The 17,963-nt window shown below is 66.7% G+C and carries 16 protein-coding genes and 2 pseudogenes; 10 read left to right on the top strand and 8 right to left on the bottom strand.

The genetic code is table 11. The features are described 5' to 3' along the window. The first annotated feature begins 8 nt into the window (after positions 1-8). On the top strand, positions 9-1,352 hold the full coding sequence (locus BGI51_RS08370) for a c-type cytochrome (RefSeq protein WP_187980863.1): 1,344 nt from the start codon (positions 9-11) through the stop codon (positions 1,350-1,352). A gap of 8 nt (positions 1,353-1,360) precedes the next feature. On the opposite strand, the gene BGI51_RS08365 is transcribed toward BGI51_RS08370, so the two are convergent. Further along, complete coding sequence (locus BGI51_RS08365) at positions 1,361-2,275, bottom strand: LysR family transcriptional regulator (protein WP_187980862.1); 915 nt, start codon at positions 2,273-2,275, stop codon at positions 1,361-1,363. Positions 2,276-2,377: 102 nt separating this feature from the next. Between BGI51_RS08365 and BGI51_RS08360 the strand changes: the two genes are divergently transcribed. The 3 genes from BGI51_RS08360 to gpmA all read left to right on the top strand — a co-directional run bounded on the left by BGI51_RS08360 (position 2,378) and on the right by gpmA (position 4,831). Further along, entirely contained in the window at positions 2,378-3,367 is a 990-nt protein-coding gene (locus BGI51_RS08360; RefSeq protein WP_187980861.1) for an aldo/keto reductase, read from the top strand. A gap of 361 nt (positions 3,368-3,728) precedes the next feature. Continuing rightward, positions 3,729-3,956 carry a hypothetical protein gene (locus BGI51_RS08355; RefSeq protein WP_059316634.1) on the top strand — a complete coding sequence of 76 codons (228 nt, stop codon included), beginning with the start codon at positions 3,729-3,731 and terminating at the stop codon, positions 3,954-3,956. Positions 3,957-4,084: 128 nt separating this feature from the next. Then, on the top strand, positions 4,085-4,831 hold the full coding sequence (gene gpmA / locus BGI51_RS08350; RefSeq protein ID WP_044341142.1) for a 2,3-diphosphoglycerate-dependent phosphoglycerate mutase: 747 nt from the start codon (positions 4,085-4,087) through the stop codon (positions 4,829-4,831). Between the two features lie 251 nt (positions 4,832-5,082). On the opposite strand, the pseudogene BGI51_RS08345 reads toward gpmA, so the two are convergent. The 4 genes and pseudogenes from BGI51_RS08345 to BGI51_RS08330 form a co-directional block, all read right to left on the bottom strand. Next, a pseudogene (locus BGI51_RS08345) lies at positions 5,083-5,964 on the bottom strand (YihY/virulence factor BrkB family protein); the annotation flags it as partial. A 126-nt stretch (positions 5,965-6,090) separates the two neighbouring features. Then, a complete protein-coding gene (locus BGI51_RS08340; protein ID WP_187980860.1) occupies positions 6,091-6,933 on the bottom strand; it encodes a glycosyltransferase family 2 protein in 843 nt (280 codons plus the stop codon). After that, complete coding sequence (locus BGI51_RS08335; RefSeq protein WP_252977239.1) at positions 6,930-7,967, bottom strand: hypothetical protein; 1,038 nt, start codon at positions 7,965-7,967, stop codon at positions 6,930-6,932. Before BGI51_RS08335 ends, BGI51_RS08340 begins: the two co-directional genes overlap by 4 nt. Before the next feature lie 7 nt (positions 7,968-7,974). Continuing rightward, a complete protein-coding gene (locus tag BGI51_RS08330; RefSeq protein WP_187980858.1) occupies positions 7,975-9,051 on the bottom strand; it encodes a glycosyltransferase in 1,077 nt (358 codons plus the stop codon). A gap of 187 nt (positions 9,052-9,238) precedes the next feature. On the opposite strand from BGI51_RS08330, the gene BGI51_RS08325 reads away from it, so the two are divergent. Further along, entirely contained in the window at positions 9,239-9,970 is a 732-nt protein-coding gene (locus BGI51_RS08325; RefSeq protein ID WP_187980857.1) for a glutathione S-transferase family protein, read from the top strand. Positions 9,971-10,021: 51 nt separating this feature from the next. On the opposite strand, the gene BGI51_RS08320 is transcribed toward BGI51_RS08325, so the two are convergent. Continuing rightward, on the bottom strand, positions 10,022-10,213 hold the full coding sequence (locus BGI51_RS08320; RefSeq protein ID WP_007161448.1) for a CsbD family protein: 192 nt from the start codon (positions 10,211-10,213) through the stop codon (positions 10,022-10,024). A gap of 246 nt (positions 10,214-10,459) precedes the next feature. Here BGI51_RS08320 and gloA point away from each other — a divergent pair, with 246 nt between their 5' ends. The 3 genes from gloA to BGI51_RS23765 all read left to right on the top strand — a co-directional run bounded on the left by gloA (position 10,460) and on the right by BGI51_RS23765 (position 13,087). Then, positions 10,460-10,984 (top strand): lactoylglutathione lyase, encoded by a 525-nt coding sequence (gloA, locus tag BGI51_RS08315; protein ID WP_133860381.1) that lies wholly within the window; start codon positions 10,460-10,462, stop codon positions 10,982-10,984. A gap of 196 nt (positions 10,985-11,180) precedes the next feature. Further along, positions 11,181-12,809 carry a methyl-accepting chemotaxis protein gene (locus tag BGI51_RS08310; RefSeq protein WP_187980856.1) on the top strand — a complete coding sequence of 543 codons (1,629 nt, stop codon included), beginning with the start codon at positions 11,181-11,183 and terminating at the stop codon, positions 12,807-12,809. A 155-nt stretch (positions 12,810-12,964) separates the two neighbouring features. After that, the gene (locus tag BGI51_RS23765) at positions 12,965-13,087 is read left to right on the top strand and encodes a hypothetical protein (RefSeq protein WP_007161451.1); all 123 of its coding nucleotides are present in this window, start codon (positions 12,965-12,967) and stop codon (positions 13,085-13,087) included. Positions 13,088-13,129: 42 nt separating this feature from the next. Here BGI51_RS23765 and BGI51_RS24010 read toward each other — a convergent pair whose 3' ends face one another. Together BGI51_RS24010 and BGI51_RS24005 are read right to left on the bottom strand one after the other, a co-directional pair. After that, a complete protein-coding gene (locus BGI51_RS24010; protein WP_405046458.1) occupies positions 13,130-13,993 on the bottom strand; it encodes a methyl-accepting chemotaxis protein in 864 nt (287 codons plus the stop codon). Further along, positions 13,985-14,755, bottom strand: a pseudogene (locus BGI51_RS24005) (MCP four helix bundle domain-containing protein); the annotation flags it as partial. The gene BGI51_RS24010 and the pseudogene BGI51_RS24005, both read right to left, overlap by 9 nt. A 660-nt stretch (positions 14,756-15,415) precedes the next feature. Here BGI51_RS24005 and BGI51_RS08300 point away from each other — a divergent pair. Continuing rightward, a complete protein-coding gene (locus BGI51_RS08300; RefSeq protein WP_133860378.1) occupies positions 15,416-16,123 on the top strand; it encodes a carbonic anhydrase in 708 nt (235 codons plus the stop codon). Between the two features lie 211 nt (positions 16,124-16,334). Next, positions 16,335-17,894: a SulP family inorganic anion transporter gene (locus BGI51_RS08295; RefSeq protein ID WP_187980855.1), complete on the top strand. Its 1,560-nt coding sequence runs from the start codon at positions 16,335-16,337 to the stop codon at positions 17,892-17,894. Positions 17,895-17,963 lie beyond the last annotated feature (69 nt).

Below are 17,963 nucleotides of genomic sequence, written 5' to 3'. Positions count from 1 at the left end.
GCGCGCCCATGATCCTCCGTACCCTCGCGACCCTGCTGCTGGGCGCCGGTCTGGCCATGACGGCCCAGGCCGCCGAAGAGACTGACCCGGCGCTGGTCAAGAAAGGCGAATACCTGGCCCGGGCTGGCGACTGCGTGGCCTGCCACACGGCGCCGGGCGGCCAGCCCTTCGCCGGTGGTCTGCCCATGCAGACGCCCATCGGCACCCTCTATTCCACCAACATCACCCCGGATCGGCAGACCGGCATCGGCGCCTACAGCTATGCCGACTTCGATGCAGCCATTCGCGAGGGTATAGCCAAGGAGGGTCATACCCTCTATCCGGCCATGCCCTACCCCTCCTATGCCCGGGTCAGCGAGGGCGACATGCGCGCCCTCTATGCCTACTTCATGCACGGCGTGACGCCGGTCGAGCAGGCCAATCGCGATAGCGATATCCCCTGGCCGCTGTCCATGCGCTGGCCCCTGGCGATCTGGCGCCAGCTGTTCGCGCCCGAGGTGGTGCAATTCCAGCCCGCGCCGGACCAGGATCCGGTGGTGGCGCGTGGTGCCTATCTGGTGGAAGGCCTCGGCCACTGTGGCGCCTGCCACACGCCACGCGCCTTCACCATGCAGGAAAAGGCCCTCTCCCCTGCCGATGGCAAGGATTTCCTGGCCGGCAGCGCACCCCTGGAAGGCTGGATCGCCAAGAATCTGCGCGGCGACCAGCGCGACGGCCTGGGTCGCTGGAGCGAAGCGCAGCTGGTGCAATTCCTCAAGACCGGGCGCTCCGCCGACAGCGCCGTGTTCGGCGGCATGACCGAGGTGGTGCAGCACAGCCTGCAGTACCTGAGCGACGCCGACCTGCAGGCCATCGCCCGGTACCTCAAGACCTTGCCAGCCAGGGATCCGCACGATGCGCCCTTCCAGGCCGACGGACGTGCCGCCGCGGCGCTCTGGCGCGGCGATGACAGTGCCCGGGGCGCCCAGGTCTATGTGGACAACTGCGCCGCCTGCCACCGCACCGATGGCCAGGGTTACGACCGGGTATTCCCGGCGCTGGCCGGCAATCCGGTGCTGCGTACGGCCGATGCCAGTTCGCTGATCAACATCGTGCTCAAGGGCGGCACCCTGCCCGGCCTGCACACCGCGCCGTCGATGATCGTCATGCCGCCCTTCGGCTGGCGCCTGAACGATGCCCAGGTGGCCGACGTGGTCAGCTTCATCCGCGCCAGCTGGGGCAACGACGCCGCCCCGGTCAGCGCCGCCGAGGTCGCCAAGTGGCGTACCGACGATACGCGCACCACCTCCGGGGACGATCTCGGCCAGGCCTTCGGTCATGGTCAGCCAGAGCCGCGCGAAGCGGGTAAATAGCGTTCGCTTCAGCGGCGCAGCCAGGCCGGATCCACGGCGGCGAACACCTCCTGCAGCCACTCGACCCAGGCGCGTACCCGCGGCGAGGTCTGGCTGGCCAGGGGGTAGACCGCCGCCAGCGGCAAGTCCGGCGGTGGCTGGTCGGGCAGGACTTCGCACAGCCGGCCGGCCGCCAGATCCGCCGCCACGTGATAGCGCGGCGCCTGGATCAGGCCCAGCCCGGCCAGGGCGGCACCGACATAGACGTCGGCGCCGCTGAGGGTCAGGCGTCCGGGCTGATCCAGGCAGTACAGCTCACCCTCGTGCCGGAATTCGAAGGGCAGCCGACGACCGCTGCGCTGGGAGCGGTAGTGCACCAGCTGGTGCTGGGCGAGATCCGCCAGGCTGTCCGGCCGGCCCTGGTGCGCCAGGTAGTCCGGACTGGCACAGGTCACCTGCACCAACTCGCCGAGCGCCTGGTCGGCCAGGCCTTCGTCGAGCAGGGGTCCGCTGCGCAGCACGCAGTCGATGCCCTCGCCGATCACGTCCACCGGTCGATCGTCGGAGCTGACGACCAGCTCCAGTTCGGGATAGCGGCGACAGAAGTCCGGCAGCGCCGGTATCACCAGCGCCCGCCCCAGGGTACCGGGCAGATCGACGCGCAGCCGACCGCGTGGCTGACGCCGCCGCTGGCTGAAGGCGCCTTCGATGTCATCCAGCTCGGCCAGCCAGCCGACGCAGCGCTCGTAGTAGGCGGCGCCGTCCAGGGTCGGACTGACCCGCCGGGTGGTGCGATGCAGCAGCGTCACGCCCAGATGGGCTTCCAGCTGCTGCACCAGCAGGGTCGCCATTGCGGGTGACAGGCCAAGATCGGCGGCCGCCCGGCTGAAGGAGCGGCGCTCGACGATCCGCACGAAGCCGCGCATGGCTGCCAATCGGTCCAAGACTCTTCAATCCCATCGAATACTGCCTGTCTCGATAGCAGCTTTGTTGACGTCCTCTCAATAGCGAGACTGGCCTGGTCTTTCACGAACGGAGCGTACGTCATGTTGCAACGACAACTGGGCCGCAATGGCCCGCAGGTATCCGCCATGGGGCTGGGCTGCATGGGCATGAGCGAGTTCTATGGCGCCACCGACGAGAGCGAGGCCCTGGCCACCCTGGACCTGGCCCTGGAACGCGGCGTGACCCTGCTGGATACCGCCGATGCCTATGGCCCTCATCACAACGAGGAATTGCTGGGCCGAGCCCTGCGCGGACGCCGCGAGCAGGTATTCCTGGCCAGCAAGTTCGGTCTGGTGCGCAGCGAAGATCCTGATACCCGTGGGGTGAATGGCCGGCCCGACTACGTGCGTCAGGCGGTGGAGGGCAGTCTGCGCCGGCTGGGCATCGAGCATCTCGATCTCTACTACCAGCACCGGGTCGATCCCGAGGTGCCGATCGAAGACACGGTGGGCGCCATGGCCGAGCTGGTGCAGGCCGGCAAGGTGCGCTACCTGGGGCTGAGCGAGGCCTCCAGCGCGACCCTGATCCGCGCCCAGCAGGTCCATCCCATCGCGGCCCTGCAGAGCGAGTTTTCGCTCTGGTCACGCGATCCCCAGGAACACGGCGTGCTCGCCACCTGCCGCGAACTGGGAGTCGCCCTGGTGGCCTATAGCCCCCTCGGCCGCGGTTTTCTCACCGGCGCCCTGAAATCACCGGAGGATTTCGCCGCGGATGACTATCACCGCCTGAGTCCGCGCTTCCAGGGCGAGAATTTCCAGCGCAATCTGGCGTTGGTGGAACAGGTACGCGCCCTGGCCGGCGCCAAGGGCGTCACGCCCGGCCAGCTGGCCCTGGCCTGGGTGCTGGCCCAGGGCGAGGACATCATCCCTATCCCCGGCACGCGCCAGCGGCGTTATCTGCAGGAGAATCTTGCCGCGCTCGACGTGCAGTTGAGCGCAGCCGAGGGCGCCGAATTGGCTCGGCTGTTTACCCCGGAACAGGTGGCCGGTACGCGCTATCCCGCCGCCTGGATGCAGCTCGTCGAGCGCTAGTGACCATCAAGCCCGTCGCCGACCGACGGGCTTGCACGGCTGGCATCGATCCTGCTAGCTTGATCGGGTTAGTACCAAGCTGACCCCAATCGCTGGACGCCTTTCCGCTCGTTGTAGCAGCGTGAAACAAGCGTCACCCAGATCAAACCGATCCCTCGATTGCTCAGGATCTGCCGCCCTGGCCTCTGAATCTCGTGCCCGGCCGGTTGCCTGCCTTCCCAAGTACTTACCTGCATGCCTGGGCATCTTGCCCACACGCTGCCTTCCTCCAGCCAGAGATTCAGCCGTCGGCCGTTATGGGTACGAGGTTGCTGGAGTTATTTCACCGCGCCGACTGAGCGTGGGTCCCAAGGATAGACAGATGAACATTCAAAATCAGGCCATCGCGGCCATGCAACACCTTCAAGCGGCCTTTGCACCGTTCCAATGCATCACCACCCCGGCTTCGCGCAAGGGCGGTTTCAGCTTTACCGTGGTCGACGAGCGCGGTGTCGCCTGTCGCAGCGAGCGTCTCTATCCCGAGCAGTACAACGCTGCGGCCGGGCTGGAACGCGTCATCGAACGTACCCGTCGCGCCCTGGTGGCCTGAAGCGCCACACGAGTGCCGGACGCATCACGGTTTCCGTGATGCCCATGCCGGCAGCCTCCATCTGCGGTATGTTTGGCACAGCTTCGCGTAGGCGTGAGCCAAACAATGAATCCCAAGATGGAGGTCGCATGTCGCAAGTCGTATTCATCCGCCATGGCCAGTCGGCGTGGAACCTGGAAAACCGCTTCAGTGGCTGGGCGGATGTGGATCTGACCGAACAGGGGATCCGCGAGGCCCACGAAGGCGGCCAAGCGCTCAAGGACGCCGGCTTCCTCTTTGACGTGGCCCATGTCTCGGTGCTCAAGCGCGCCGTGCGGACCCTCTGGCACGTGCAGGAAGGCATGGACCAGATGTGGCTGCCGGTGGTGAGCGACTGGCGCCTCAATGAGCGTCACTATGGTGGCCTGACCGGCCTCAACAAGTCAGAGACCGCGGCCAAGTACGGCGAAGAGCAGGTACTGGTCTGGCGCCGCAGCTACGACGTGCCGCCGCCCGAGCAGAGCGTCGAGGAGCAGCAGGCCCTGGCCGCCGATCCGCGCTATGCCGGTCTGTCGCTGGATCAGGTGCCGCGCACCGAATGCCTCAAGGATTGCGTCGAGCGCGTGCTGCCCTACTGGAACGAAGTCCTGGCCCCGGCCATCCGCAGTGGCCAGCGCGTGCTGGTGGTCGCCCATGGCAACTCCATGCGTGCCCTGATCAAGTACCTGGACAATATCTCCGACAGCGACATCGTCAGCCTCAACATCCCCAACGGCGTGCCGCTGGTGTACGAGTTCGACGAGAATCTCAAGCCCACCAAGCACTACTACCTGGCCGACCCGGACGAGGTCGCTGCCAAAATGGCCGCGGTGGCCAATCAGGGCAAGGCGAAGTAAGGCGTTTTCGTCCTGCTTCGATCGCGGCCATGGCCGCGATAGTCCGAAAACCCAGACCCGTAGCGTGGAAAATCGCTTGGCGTTTTCCACAAGCAGGGTCGCTGGTGAACGGTGGACAAGGCTGGCGCCGATATCCACCGTACCTCAGGTGCGACCGTTCGGTCGTTGCACCACCCGGGCTTCACCCAGGACGCCTTCATGCTGGGCGCCCTCGTCCTGCCCCGCCTGAATCTCTTCGTCGGCTTCCACGCCCCATCGCCTGGCGTCTTCTCGCCCTTTTCCTTGCCGTCGTCGCTGTGGTGTTCGATCACCGCATTGATCTCCGCGCCGAACAGCAGCACCGCTGAAGACAGATAGAAGTACAGCAACAGCACGATGATGGCGCCGATGCTGCCGTAGGTGGCGTTGTAGTTGGCGAAGTTCTGCACATAGTAGCCAAAGCCCAGGGATGCCAGGATCCAGACCACCACCGCCAGCACCGAGCCGGGGGTGATGAAGCGGAAGCTCTGCTTCACGTCCGGGGTGACGTAGTAGAGCGCCGCCACGGCGATCATCAGCAGGGCCACCGCCAGTGGCCAGCGGATCAGCGCCCAGAGGGTCACCATGTAGTCCTCCAGCCCCACGTAGGCAGCTAGCCAGTTCATCACCTGGGGCCCGAGCACCATCAACGCCGCAGCGCTGAGCAGGATTCCGGCGAGGCCGATGGTGTGCAGCACCGACAGCGGAATGCGCTTCCAGGCCGGACGGCTTTCCACCACGTCATAGGCGCTGTTCATGGCGGTCATCAGCGAGCGGAAGCCACCGGACGCGGACCAGAGCGCGACGATGATACTGAAGGACAGCAGGCCGCCCTTCTGCGTCTGCAACTGGTCGATGATGGGATTGACCGTATCCAGGGCGGTGGGCGGCAGCAGGTAGGCGGCCTGTTCGCGCAGGAAGGTGAAGAAGTCCGGCAGGTGCAGGAAACCGATCAGGGCGATCAGGAACAGCAGGAAGGGAAACAGCGAAAACAGCATCTGGTAGGCCAGTGCCGCTGCATAGGTGGGCATGTCGTCGGCCACGAATTCCTGGACGGCACGCTTGATGAGGGTGAACGGCGAAACGCCGCGCAGGCTGAAGGCAAACAAGGACATGACGGCTCCTGACGAACGTTCCTCACGAAGGATTCCTGGGGCGGACCTGCCCGGCCCGCACCCGGCGGCTTTGCAGGTCCGCCCTACCTTCAGAGTGGCAGCAGCCGGGTTGGTTGCGCCCTGACGTCAGAAGCCGGAACCCGAGGCATCCCGGCAGGCGGCGATCTCGGCGGCCGTGGGCATCCTGAGTTCCTCTATCCCGCGGCTTTCATCGAAACGGATGAAGCCGGCGGCGGCGAATTCGCGTAGCCAGCCATCCATGGGCCACAGCCCCCAGCGCGCCTGGAAGCGCCGGGCGTTCTCCAGGATGCTGGCGAAATGATTGAGCGGTGGGTGATAGGTCGGATGGTACTGATGGAAAGCGCGCGCCTCGACCTGATAGACGGGCACCCCCGCCTCGCGGGCGCGAAAGGCGAAGTCGGTGTCCTCGCCGCCATAGCCGCGATAACCCTCGTCGAAGCCGCCGATGCGACCGAAGGTGGCGCGGGTACAGGCGAAGTTGAGCGACCAGAACAGCGGATGGGGAATCGCCTCGCCCGGTGGACGCTCCCGGTGCAGGGGATGGACGACACCGCTGGCGAGCAGCTCCTCCGGTGTCCAGTCGCCTTCCGCGATTCCAGCCGGCAGGTAGTGGACGAAGCCCTGGTGCAGGGCCTCGGGGCGCGTGGTCAGCGCCTGGCGATAGGCATCGAGCAATCCGGGCGCGGGGATGCAGTCCACGTCGAGAAACACCAGGTCCTCGCCTGGTGCGGCGGCTACGGCGGCATTGCGTGCGGCGGCCAGGGGCAGGATGCCGTCGCCTGCCACGCCAAGCACCTGAATCGGAAAGCCTAAGCTGTGCAGCGCACGCGGCGGCTCGTTCATCTGCACCACCACCAGGGCCGCCGGAGGCGTCGGTGCCAATTCCAGCCCACGGATGAGATTGGCCAGTTGCCGCTCGCGACCTTTGACCAGGGTCAGGACGATCATGCCAGCACCTCCTGGGCGACCTGCCGAATACAGGCAGCGGCGCGCTGGGCACCCGTGCCGTCGCTTACTGCCATCCAGCCCTCGGGATCGAGTCCGCGGGTCCTGGCCAGCAGTTCCGGCCAGGCGTCGTCGACGGGCCAGCTTTCGCAGGTGACCGCCAGGCCCTGCGCGGCCAGCAGGCGCCCGGTGGACAGTTGCTCGTCGAAGGGCCGGGCATCCGGCAGACAGAGGAAACGACAGCGCAGGTCGGCCAGTTCCGCCACCAGGCTGTCACCCGCCGAGCCGACCACCAGCTCGGCGCGGGTCAGCCAGGGTGCGGGATCGGCGACGCTGCCCAGGAAGCTCAGATTGGCCGGCGCCTCGGTCGCGTCGTCCAGCACCGGACCCAGTACCGTCCAGCGCCAGTCGGGACAGGCCCGGGCCGCCGCGACCAGCCGCGCGCGACCGAAAGCGGTGCCGCCATGGCCGGCGATGACGGTGACCGTGCCGGGCTCGCGGAGGCGGTCGGGTTGCGGCCCGGCATAGCGCGACAGGCTGCCGGCATAGCAGGTCTTGGCCCGCCAGGAAGCCGGGGTGGCAGGCTCTTCCAGGCATTGCGGATAGGGCGCCAGCAGGCGACTGGCACTGGCGTAGGCCAGTTCGTGGGCGGCATCGAAGCGACTGCCGCGCTGGCGCAGGTAGATTGTCGGCACGCCGCACAGCCGGGCCAGCAGGGCCACCTCCACCGAGACGTCGACCACCAGCAGGCAGGGCCAGGCGCGGCGGAACCAGTCCACCAGCAGGCCCATGCGCTCGCGCAACCCTGCCACGCCGAGTGGCGCATAGTGCAGGCAGGCGAAGGCTTCGCCTTCGACGCCAGGGGCCACGTCGGGCGGCAGCGGACAGAGCCGGACGTTGGGCAGCGCCACCTGCTCGGGCAGGCGACTGCCGAACAGGGTCAAAGGGCCGTCGAAAGCAGCGGCGATGGCCAGGGCGCGGGTCACGTGGCCGGCGCCATGATGGTGGGCGTAGTAACCGATGTTCAGCTCAGTCACGGGCGGTCTAGCCACGGGCCACCCGGCCGGCGGCGACATCGGCGAGCAGGCGCTCGTAGCGGTCGATCATCAGCCGGTGGCTCCACTGCGCCTCGGCCCGCGCCCGGCAGGCGTCACGGGACAGCGACAGGGCTTCGCGCAGGGCCGCCGCCAGGGCCGGCACATCGCCCGGCGGGGCCAGGGCACCGGTCTCGGCGGTGAGCAGTTCCGGCAGGGCACCGCGGGCAAAGGCGGCGACCGGCGTGCCGCAGGCCAGGGCCTCGGCGACGATCAGGCCGAAGGGTTCGTCCCAGCAGGGCGTGACCAGGCACGCACGGGCCTGGGCGACTTCGACCGCCAGGGCGGTACGGTCCAGGTGCCCGAGGTAGACGGCCTGCTCGCCCAGGCGCGGCGCGATCTCCTGGCGGAAATAGCGCTCGTCGGTGGCCTGGCCGGCCAGGCGCAGGGGTACGCCGGCCTCGCGCGCGGCATCCAGCGCCAGGTGCGGCCCCTTGTCCGGCACCAGGCGGCCGAACCAGAGGGCATGGTCGCCGATCGGCGTAGCGCGCGGGCGCCAGGCGTCGAGGTCGATGCCGTTGGGAATCACGTGGCAGGCCGGCGCCAGATGCGCCCAGTTGTCGGCATTGGCCTGGGAGACGGTGCAGTAGTGGCCGCCACCGCGCTTGTGCAATTCGCCGATGGCGTTGATCAGTTCGAAGAACGGCGGGGTGTGCAGCACCGTGAGCATGGGCGTGCGGATCAGCCCTGACATGGTCACCGGGACATAGTGCAGGGCATTGTTGAAGATGACGTCGAAGCCATGGCCATCGATGCGCTGCAGGCAGTCGAGATAGCCGTGGTGCTCGTCGAGGTACTCGGAGCTGAGCACGTTGCGCTTGCGCCGGCAGCCGTCCGTGCCGTAGTTGCCGTCGTCGAGGATGGGCACCACCTCCAGCTCCGGCGCCGAGGCCGAACTGGCGAACAGCGTCACCGCGTGGCCACGCTCGCGCAGTTGCAGGGTGATGTCGTAGGTGAAGGCTTCGAGACCACCGGCGAAGGGCTGGCGTACCGGGTGTTTCACGTGGGTGAGAATGCCTATGCGCATGGAACCGTCCGCCTGCTGTTGCCTGTCATCCCACCGTCCTTATCGCGAGCCGCTGGTTGATAGGAGTCTCAGCGACGGGAATTGGTTGTGCGCTTCGTCGTGAAAGCCGCGCGGCGGGCAAACCTCCGAAGCGGACCAGGGGTCAGCTCTCCTGGACCCGTATTCCCAGCAGACGACGGAGGTTTCCATGCGTTATGAATTGCACTACTGGCCCAGCATCCAGGGCCGCGGCGAATTCGTCCGCCTGGCGCTCGAAGAGGCCGGCGCACGCTATCTGGATGTCGGCAATGCCCCGGAGGACGAAGGTCTGGGCATACCCGCCATGGCGGACTACCTGCAAGGCCAGAAGACCCGTCGGCCGCCCTTCGCCCCACCCTTTCTCAAGGCCGGCGACGAGGTCGTCTCCCATGTCGCCAACATCCTCCAGTTCCTCGGGCCACGGCTGGACCTGGTACCGGCCGATGAAGAATCCCGCTTCTGGGTCCACGGCCTGCAGCTGACCATCACCGACCTCACCGCCGAGGCCCACGACGTCCATCATCCGGTGGCCATCTCCCTGACCTACGAAGAGCAGCAGGACGAGGCCCGGCGGCGGGCCAAGGCCTTTGCCGGCGAGCGGATCCGTACCTATCTGAGCTATTTCGAGCGGGTGCTGGGCTTCAACCCGGCAGGCGACAGCTGGCTGGTGGGCGAGCGGCGCTCCTATGTCGACCTGTCGCTGTTCCAGGTGGTGGCCGGCCTGACCTACGCCTTCCCCAACGCCATGCGGCGGCTGGCGCCGGAGATACCGCGGGTGCTGGCGGTGGCCGAGCGGGTGGCCGCGCTACCCAACATCGCCGCCTACCTGGCCTCGCCACGCCGCCTGGCCTTCAGCGAGAACGGCATCTTCCGCCATTATCCGGAACTGGATCCGGCCTGACGGGAAAAAGAAAAGGCCGCCCTGGGGCGGCCTTTTCCGTACAGCCTGGACTCAGGCGCGGTCGATGGTGTTCTTGACCGCTTCCTTGCCCTTGCCGACGTTCTTTTGCAGTTTGCCTTCGGCTTCCTGGGCACGACCCTCGCCTTTCATGCGCGAGTTGTCGGTGGCCTCGCCGACGCCTTGCTTAACCTTGCCGGCCACTTCTTTGGCGGTACCCTTGATCTTGTCGCTGGTGCTGCTCATATCAGTCTCCTTGGGATCGCACAGGCAGTGCGCTTGCAAAATCCGACTGCGGCTCTAACCGGGAGGTTTCGACCATTCGTCGCACAGCGCAGCGGCCAAAAGCATCAGGAAGCTTTGGGCAGCGGTCCCGGAAGCCTTTAGACTTCCTGCCCTTTTTCGTGAGCGACCACCCAGGCGCCTTTCCCGCCGGGAACGTTGCGCGGGGCCGCCTCTCCAATTTCCACACCCCTTCACCGGAGACCTCTGATGTCGCTGAGCCAATTCGACAACCTGCCGGGCGTGACCGCCCAGCCCGACGCCGCCACCCGCGAGTTCGTCTTCAACCACACCATGCTGCGGGTCAAGAACCTGGAGACCTCGCTGGACTTCTACACCCGCGTGCTGGGTTTCACCGTAGTCGATCACAAGGACTTCCCGGACGCCAAGTTCAGCCTGACCTTTCTTGCCCTGGTCGATCGCAACCAGGTACCGGAAGATCCGCAGGCCCGCCAGCACTGGCGCAAGTCCACCCCGGGCATTCTCGAACTGACCCACAACCACGGTACCGAAGACGATGCCGGCTTCAGCTACCACAATGGCAACAGCGATCCGCGCGGCTTCGGCCACACCTGCGTGGCGGTCCCGGACATCCGCGCCGCCTGCGAGCGCTTCGAGCAACTGGGCGTGGCCTTCCAGAAGCGCCTGACCGACGGCAGCATGAAGGAAATCGCCTTCATCAAGGACCCCGATGGCTACTGGGTCGAAGTCATCCAGTTCACCCCGCTGTCCTGATCCCTCCGGGCCCGGCGTCCGTCGGGCCCGCCCTGCCTGTCCTTCTGAAGACATCCGACGACTTTTCGGCGCTTAACTGATACCGACTGGCTCCAGGCCATCGACGCCTGCTCATGCCTTTGGCGTACTGCTGGCGAAAAGCCTTACCAAAGTCGTATTGCGCACCCCAGCCAGCGACGTCGTCAGAGAGCCCAACATGAACAAAACAACAAGAATTCGTACCGGGATGTACAGCGTGCTCAGCCTGTTCGTCGCCTGCCTGCTGCTGGCTTGCCTGTATGGGTGGCTCAACGCCCGGACCAGTGCCCAGCAAATCCGCGATCTGGATAGTCTGACCATGGAGCAACTGGATCGGGTCAACAACGCCGCCACCTGGATCAGCCGCGCCAGTGCCAACTCCCATACCGCCATGCTCGACCGGGTCAACGGCGATGCGGCCAAGGCCGAGAAAGGCGTGAAGCTGGCGCTGGAGCGGCTGGACATCGCCCGCAAGCTGATCACCGACATGCAGGCCAACGTCGACGATCCCAAGCTGAGCGGCCAGATCGAAGCCATGCTCAGGGCCTTCGACGCCTACAAGGTCATCGTCGAAGGACAGATCGCCGCCTGCCGCGCCGGCGACCTGCCCGGCTACATCCGTATCAGCGATGGGGCCAAGGGGGCCAGCACGGCCTTCGCTGACACCCGCCAGGTCTTCACCGACGAGATCACCGGCCGTATCGACGCCACCCTGGCCGCCTCTGAAAGTCGCGTCTTGCAAGCCGAGATACGCACCCTGCTACTGGTCGGTCTGACCCTGCTGCTGGCGGTACTCTCCGGCTGGTTCATCGCCCGCCGGGTACTGGCCCCGCTCAACGAAGCCGGCGAGCACTTCGCCGCCATGAGCGAAGGCGATCTGACCCGCCGTATCGAGGTGCGCAGCCATGACGAGATCGGCCAGCTGTTCGCCGGCCTCGCCACCCTGCAGAGCCGCCAGCGCGACACCCTGGCCCAGCTCAATCGCACCGCCGAGCAACTCGACAGCGCCGCTCAGGAACTGGGCGAGGTGACGGCCCAGAGCAACCGCACCCTGAATCAGCAACAGCAGGAACTGGAACAGGCCGTGACGGCAGTGACCGAGATGACCACCGCCGTGGAAGAGGTGGCCCGCAATGCCGCCTCCACCTCGGATACCGCCCGCGAATCCGATCGCCTGGCCACTGGCAGTCGCGGTCAGGTAGCCCAGGTGCTCAGTGAATTGCAGAGCATGCAGACCACGGTCAACGAAAGCGAAACCGTGATCGCCAGCCTGGCGCAGCAGGCCAACCAGATCGGCAAGGTGCTGGACGTGATCCGCGCGGTCTCCGAGCAGACCAACCTGCTGGCGCTCAATGCCGCCATCGAGGCCGCGCGCGCCGGCGACGCCGGCCGTGGCTTCGCCGTGGTGGCCGACGAGGTGCGCAGCCTGGCCCAGCGCACCCGCCAGTCGACCCTGGAGATCGAGCAGATGATCGGCAACATCCAGGCCGGCACCGGTCAGGCGGTGACCGCCATCCAGCGCAGCAACACCCTGGCCGGCACCACCCTGGAAACCACCGAGCGGACCGGCCAGAGCCTGGAGCACATCTTCGTCGCCATCGGCGACATCAACGAGCGCAACCTGGTCATCGCCAGCGCCGCCGAGGAACAGGCCCAGGTGGCGCGGGAGGTGGATCGCAACCTGATCAACATCCGCGAACTGGCGGGCGTGTCCAAGCGCGGCGCCGACCAGATCGAGACCTCCAGTCGCCAGCTGGTCGCACTGACCCGCGAGATCCACGGCCTCGCGGCGCGCTTCCGCGTCTGACCCGCCAGGCGACTACCCGGGAACAGGCGTCCCGGGGTAGCCGCGGCTTTACCCAACTTTACGTTTTCTTGGCATGACGTCGCCGCCGCTACAGGAGAAAATTGGCCCGGGCGCCAGGCGTGGCGCCCGTTCTCGCCACGGAGCTGCCTGACGTCATGACGACCTGCCCTACCCCGCGCGGCCCTCGCCTGAGGTGCCTGCTGCTGTCCTTTCTCGCCTCGCCCCTGGGTCTGCTGGTGGTGCTGACCGGCGTGCTGCAACTGCTCGGCCCCGGCTAGGGCCGCAGCGTCCGGCCACCGAAGCGGCCGGAACCGCCTGGCTCACAGGCGGAAGCGCGTGACCAGGCCATTGAGGTCCACGGCCAGGCGCGACAGCTCGGCGCTGGCGGCGCTGGACTGCTCGGCACCCGCGGCGGTCTGGACCGACAACTCGCGGATGTTCACCAGGTTGCGATCCACTTCGCGGGCCACCTGGGCCTGCTCTTCCGCCGCGCTGGCGATCACCAGATTGCGCTCGTTGATGCCGCCGATGGCGCCATGGATGCGCTCCAGGGCATGGCCTGCGCCGCGCGCCACCTCCAGGGTCGACTGGGCCCGCTCGGTGCTGCTGCGCATGGCCGCCACCGCCTGCTCGGTGCCCTGCTGGATGGTGCCGATGGAGGTCTCGATCTCGCGGGTCGACTCCTGGGTGCGATGGGCCAGGGCCCGCACCTCGTCGGCCACCACGGCGAAGCCGCGACCCGCTTCACCGGCGCGCGCCGCCTCGATGGCGGCATTGAGCGCCAGCAGATTGGTCTGTTCGGCGACGCTGCGGATCACGTCGAGCACCTTGCCGATATCGTTGACCTGTACCGCCAGATCGCCCACCAGGGTGGCACCGTGCTGGACGTCGTCGCTCATGGTGGCGATGGCGCCCACGGTTTCCTGCACCAGGTCGCGGCCGTCACGGGCCACGCCGGCCGATTCCTGGGAGGCCTGGGAGGTATTGACGGCATTGCGCGCCACCTCGTCCACCGCCGACGACATCTGGTTCACCGCGGTGGCGGCCTGTTCGATCTCGGCGTTCTGGCGTTGCAGGCCGCGACTGGATTCATCGGTCACGGCATTGAGCTCTTCCGCCGCCGAAGCGAGCTGGGTGGCCGAGCCAAGGATGCCCTGCAGGGTCTGGCGCAGCTGGCCCTGCATGGTTTTCATGGCCTGCAGCAGGCGCGCGGCCTCGTCGCGGCCTTCGCTGTGGATCTCCTGGCTGAGGTCGCCGGTGGCGATCACCTCGGCGGCCTGCACGGCGCGGGCGATGGGCTGGGTGATGCTGCGGATCAGCAGCCAGGCGAAGACCACGGTCAGCAGCGCAGTGGCCGCCAGCAGCAGCACCAGCCACTGGATGGCATGGCTATAGTCGGCAGCGGACTGGGCGTTGGCCGCGGCGGTCTGCTGATCCACCAGGTCGGTGAGTTGCTTGAGCACGCCATTGACCGCATCGGAGTTGGCCAGCAGGTCTTCGTTGAGCAGGCGGCGCAGGGGCTCCAGCTGATCGGCGGCGGAAAATGCCAGCATGCGCTGCTGCAGACCGTCGTACTGGGCGATCAACTGACCGTAGCGGCTGTAGGCGGTGCGCTCTTCGTCAGACTGGATCAGCGCCTCGTAGCGCTGCTGGGCGGCGCGCATCTGGCCATTGCGCTGCTGGAACAGCGCCTGGGTCTTGGCGATGATCTCCGGCTCGCGATTGAGCAGCAAGCGATAGGAAAGTACCCGCAGGCGCAGGGTCAGGGCGGTCAGCTCGTCGAGCGCGGCCACGCGCGGCATGGCGCGGTCTTCGATGGCCAGGCCCGAGGCGCGGATGTCGTTCATCTTGACCAGGGCGGTGCCGCCGAGCAGCAGCAGGAGCAGACCGATAAAGGCGAAACCAAGGGTGGCACGCCGCGCGATAGAGAGATTGCGAAAGGACATGGAGAGTTTCCGTTGAGCCTGGAAAGCACCCGCTATCGACCGCACCGTGCAAATCCTGAGGTCCGTTGTCGGACCGGATTTCTCCACCCCTGTCGAGCAAAGGCCGCAAACCCTTGTCCTATAGGGCATCGGAGCTATTGAAAGGCTGGCGAAAGGTCTAGGCTGCGGCACTGTGCCGCAGATCACAGGCCGGAGGCAAAGTGGGCGAAAGACGCTCGATTTCCCCCAGCGGCATTGCGTTCACATTTTTGCACATCTCTCGCAAGCCCCTGATCGCCAAGGAAATCTGTTCGGCTATCGCGATTCACGTTTTCTTCACGGGGAAAAGCGCGATTCGGCGCCTATATTCCGGCTTCGTGCCGATAAAAGGTCTAAAAGCGCTGATCGTGCAGCGATAATGGCTGGATGATCTCAGTATAAGTTTGAAATATCTTCTGCGTTGTCCGTCACGAGCTATTGTTTCAGCGTGGATTAAGGTTGAGGTCACCAAGATGACCTGCCGGGTGCCAGGACGCTGCCCGGATACGCGATGGACCGCCAGACAATGAAGCCACCAGCACCCCCAGAGGGCCGGGGCGTATCGAGGCGATGCCAGGGGCGTCTAGCCACTAACCAGCGCTTGCCGCTGCCATTGCGTACTTGAGAAGAGGTCAGAAACAGATGAGCGACAACACGGATACCTTCGGCGCACCCGACGAGGCCCTCCTGCAGCTGGTCGATGGTTTCAAGCGTTTCCGCCAGGATGTCTTTCCCGAACAGGAAGCGCTGTTCAAGAAACTCGCCAGTGCGCAGTCGCCCAAGGCCATGTTCATCACCTGCGCCGACTCGCGCATCGTCCCGGAACTGATCACCCAGAGTTCGCCAGGCGATCTGTTCGTAACCCGTAACGTCGGCAACGTGGTACCCCCCTATGGCCAGATGAATGGCGGCGTGTCCACTGCCATCGAGTACGCGGTCGTGGCCCTGGGCGTGAAGCACATCATCATCTGCGGCCACTCCGACTGCGGCGCCATGAAAGCCGTACTCAATCCCGATCCGCTGGAAAAGATGCCGACGGTAAAGGTCTGGCTGCGCCATGCCGAGGTCGCCCGTACCGTGGTCGAAGACCATGGCCATTGCGACTGCGGCCACGGCGGCACCCTGGGCTTCCTCACCGAGGAAAACGTGGTGGCCCAGCTGGTCCACCTGCGCACCCACCCCTCGGTAGCGTCGCGTCTGGCCAGCGGTCAGCTGCAGATTCACGGCTGGGTCTATTCCATTGAGACCAGCGAGATCAAGGCATACGACGCCCAGCAGGAGCGCTTCCTGCCCCTGGATGGCGAAAACATGCCGGTCGCCACCCCGCGTCCGCGCCTGCAACCGGCCTGATCCACCACGGCCAGCCGGTTCGCCGGCTGGCCGCCCCGAGACGGGTCGCTCGGCCCGTCTCCATAACAGCGCACTGCGCCGGACGATCCCACCTTGGGGCTCCATGGGGATCGCCCACCCTAGCCGCTAGCCGCCTGAATCCCGAACCGTGTCATATGACGTGATATGACGCGCGGGCACCCTTTTTCCTAGTCGCTGGAGGACCAGGACCATGCTTGGCAATCAACAGACCCCGGGGCGCAACCTGTCGCGCGACGCCCTGGCCTCACTGGTAGTGTTTCTGGTCGCCCTGCCGCTGTGCATGGGGATCGCCATCGCCTCCGGCATGCCGCCGGCCAAGGGCATCATCACCGGCATCATCGGTGGCCTGGTGGTCGGCTTTCTCGCCGGCTCGCCGCTGCAGGTCAGCGGTCCGGCCGCCGGCCTGGTGGTGCTGGTGTTCGACCTGATCAACCGCCATGGCATCGAGGCGCTGGGCCCGGTACTGCTGCTCGCCGGCCTGCTGCAACTCATCGCCGGCTTCACCCGGCTGGGCGCCTGGTTCCGCGTCACCTCACCGGCGGTGGTCTACGGCATGCTCGCCGGCATCGGCATCCTCATCGTGCTCTCGCAGCTGCATGTGATGCTGGACGCCAAACCGGCGGCCTCGGGTCTTTCCAACCTGCTGGCCTTCCCGGGCGCCGCCCTCACCGCGGCGGGCCAGTGGAACGGCAGTGGCAGCGGCGCCCAGGCGGCGCTGATCGGGCTGCTGACCATCGCCAGCATGTGGCTGTGGGAGAAATTCCGCCCACAGACGCTGCGCTTCCTGCCCGGCGCCCTGATCGGCGTGACCCTGGCGACCCTGGCCAGTCTCTGGCTGGCGCTGGACATCCGCCGGGTGGAAGTGCCCAACAACCTGGCCGACGCCATCGACTGGGTGACCTTCGCCGACCTCGGCATGCTGGTCAACGCCGAACTGGTGGTGGCCGCCCTGGCCCTGGCCTTCATTGCCAGCGCCGAGACCCTGCTCTCGGCCGCCGCGGTGGACCGCATGCACAACGGACCGCGCTCGCACTTCGACCGCGAACTGGGTGCCCAGGGGATCGGTAATCTGCTCTGCGGCGCCGTCGGCGCGCTGCCCATGACCGGGGTCATCGTGCGCAGCTCGGCCAATGTCCAGGCCGGCGCCACCAGTCGCGCCTCCGCCATCCTGCATGGCCTCTGGCTACTGGCCTTCGTCGCCGCCCTGCCCTTCGTGCTCAAGCTGGTGCCGGTGGCGAGCCTGGCCGGCGTGCTGGTGTTCACCGGCGTCAAGCTGGCCGATCCCAAGTCGCTGACCGGACTCAAGCGCTATGGCCGGACGCCCATGGTCATCTATGCCCTGACCGCCCTGATGATCGTCGCCACCGATCTGCTGACCGGGGTGCTGGTGGGCTTTGGCCTGTCGATCGCCTTCCTGGCGGTCAAGGCGGCCCAGCTCAAGGTCAGCCTGACCTATCGCGAAGACCAGCCGGACCAGGCCGATCTGCGCCTGGTGGGCGCCGCGACCTTCCTGCGCGTGCCCCAGCTGACCAAGGTGCTGGAGCAGGTCAAGCCGGGCACTACCCTGCACGTGCCCCTGGAGCGCGTCTCCTATATCGATCACGCCTGCATGGAGCTGCTGGAAGACTGGGGACGGACCCAGGCCAGCAATGGCATGCGCCTGGTGATCGAGCCCAAGGCACTGGAGCGGCGCCTGGAAGGCCAGGCACCGGCGGGTCAACCGGTCATGCCGACCCAGGCACCGGCCTGATCCGGGTGGCGGAGCAGCCAGGCGGCGCTCCGCCACGCTTCATCCAGCGCCAGGGTCCGCCGACGGAGG

This window comes from Pseudomonas oryzihabitans (assembly GCF_014522265.1).
In the GTDB taxonomy this organism is placed as follows: domain Bacteria; phylum Pseudomonadota; class Gammaproteobacteria; order Pseudomonadales; family Pseudomonadaceae; genus Chryseomonas; species Chryseomonas aestiva.
This window is presented reverse-complemented; position numbering and strand designations above follow the sequence as displayed.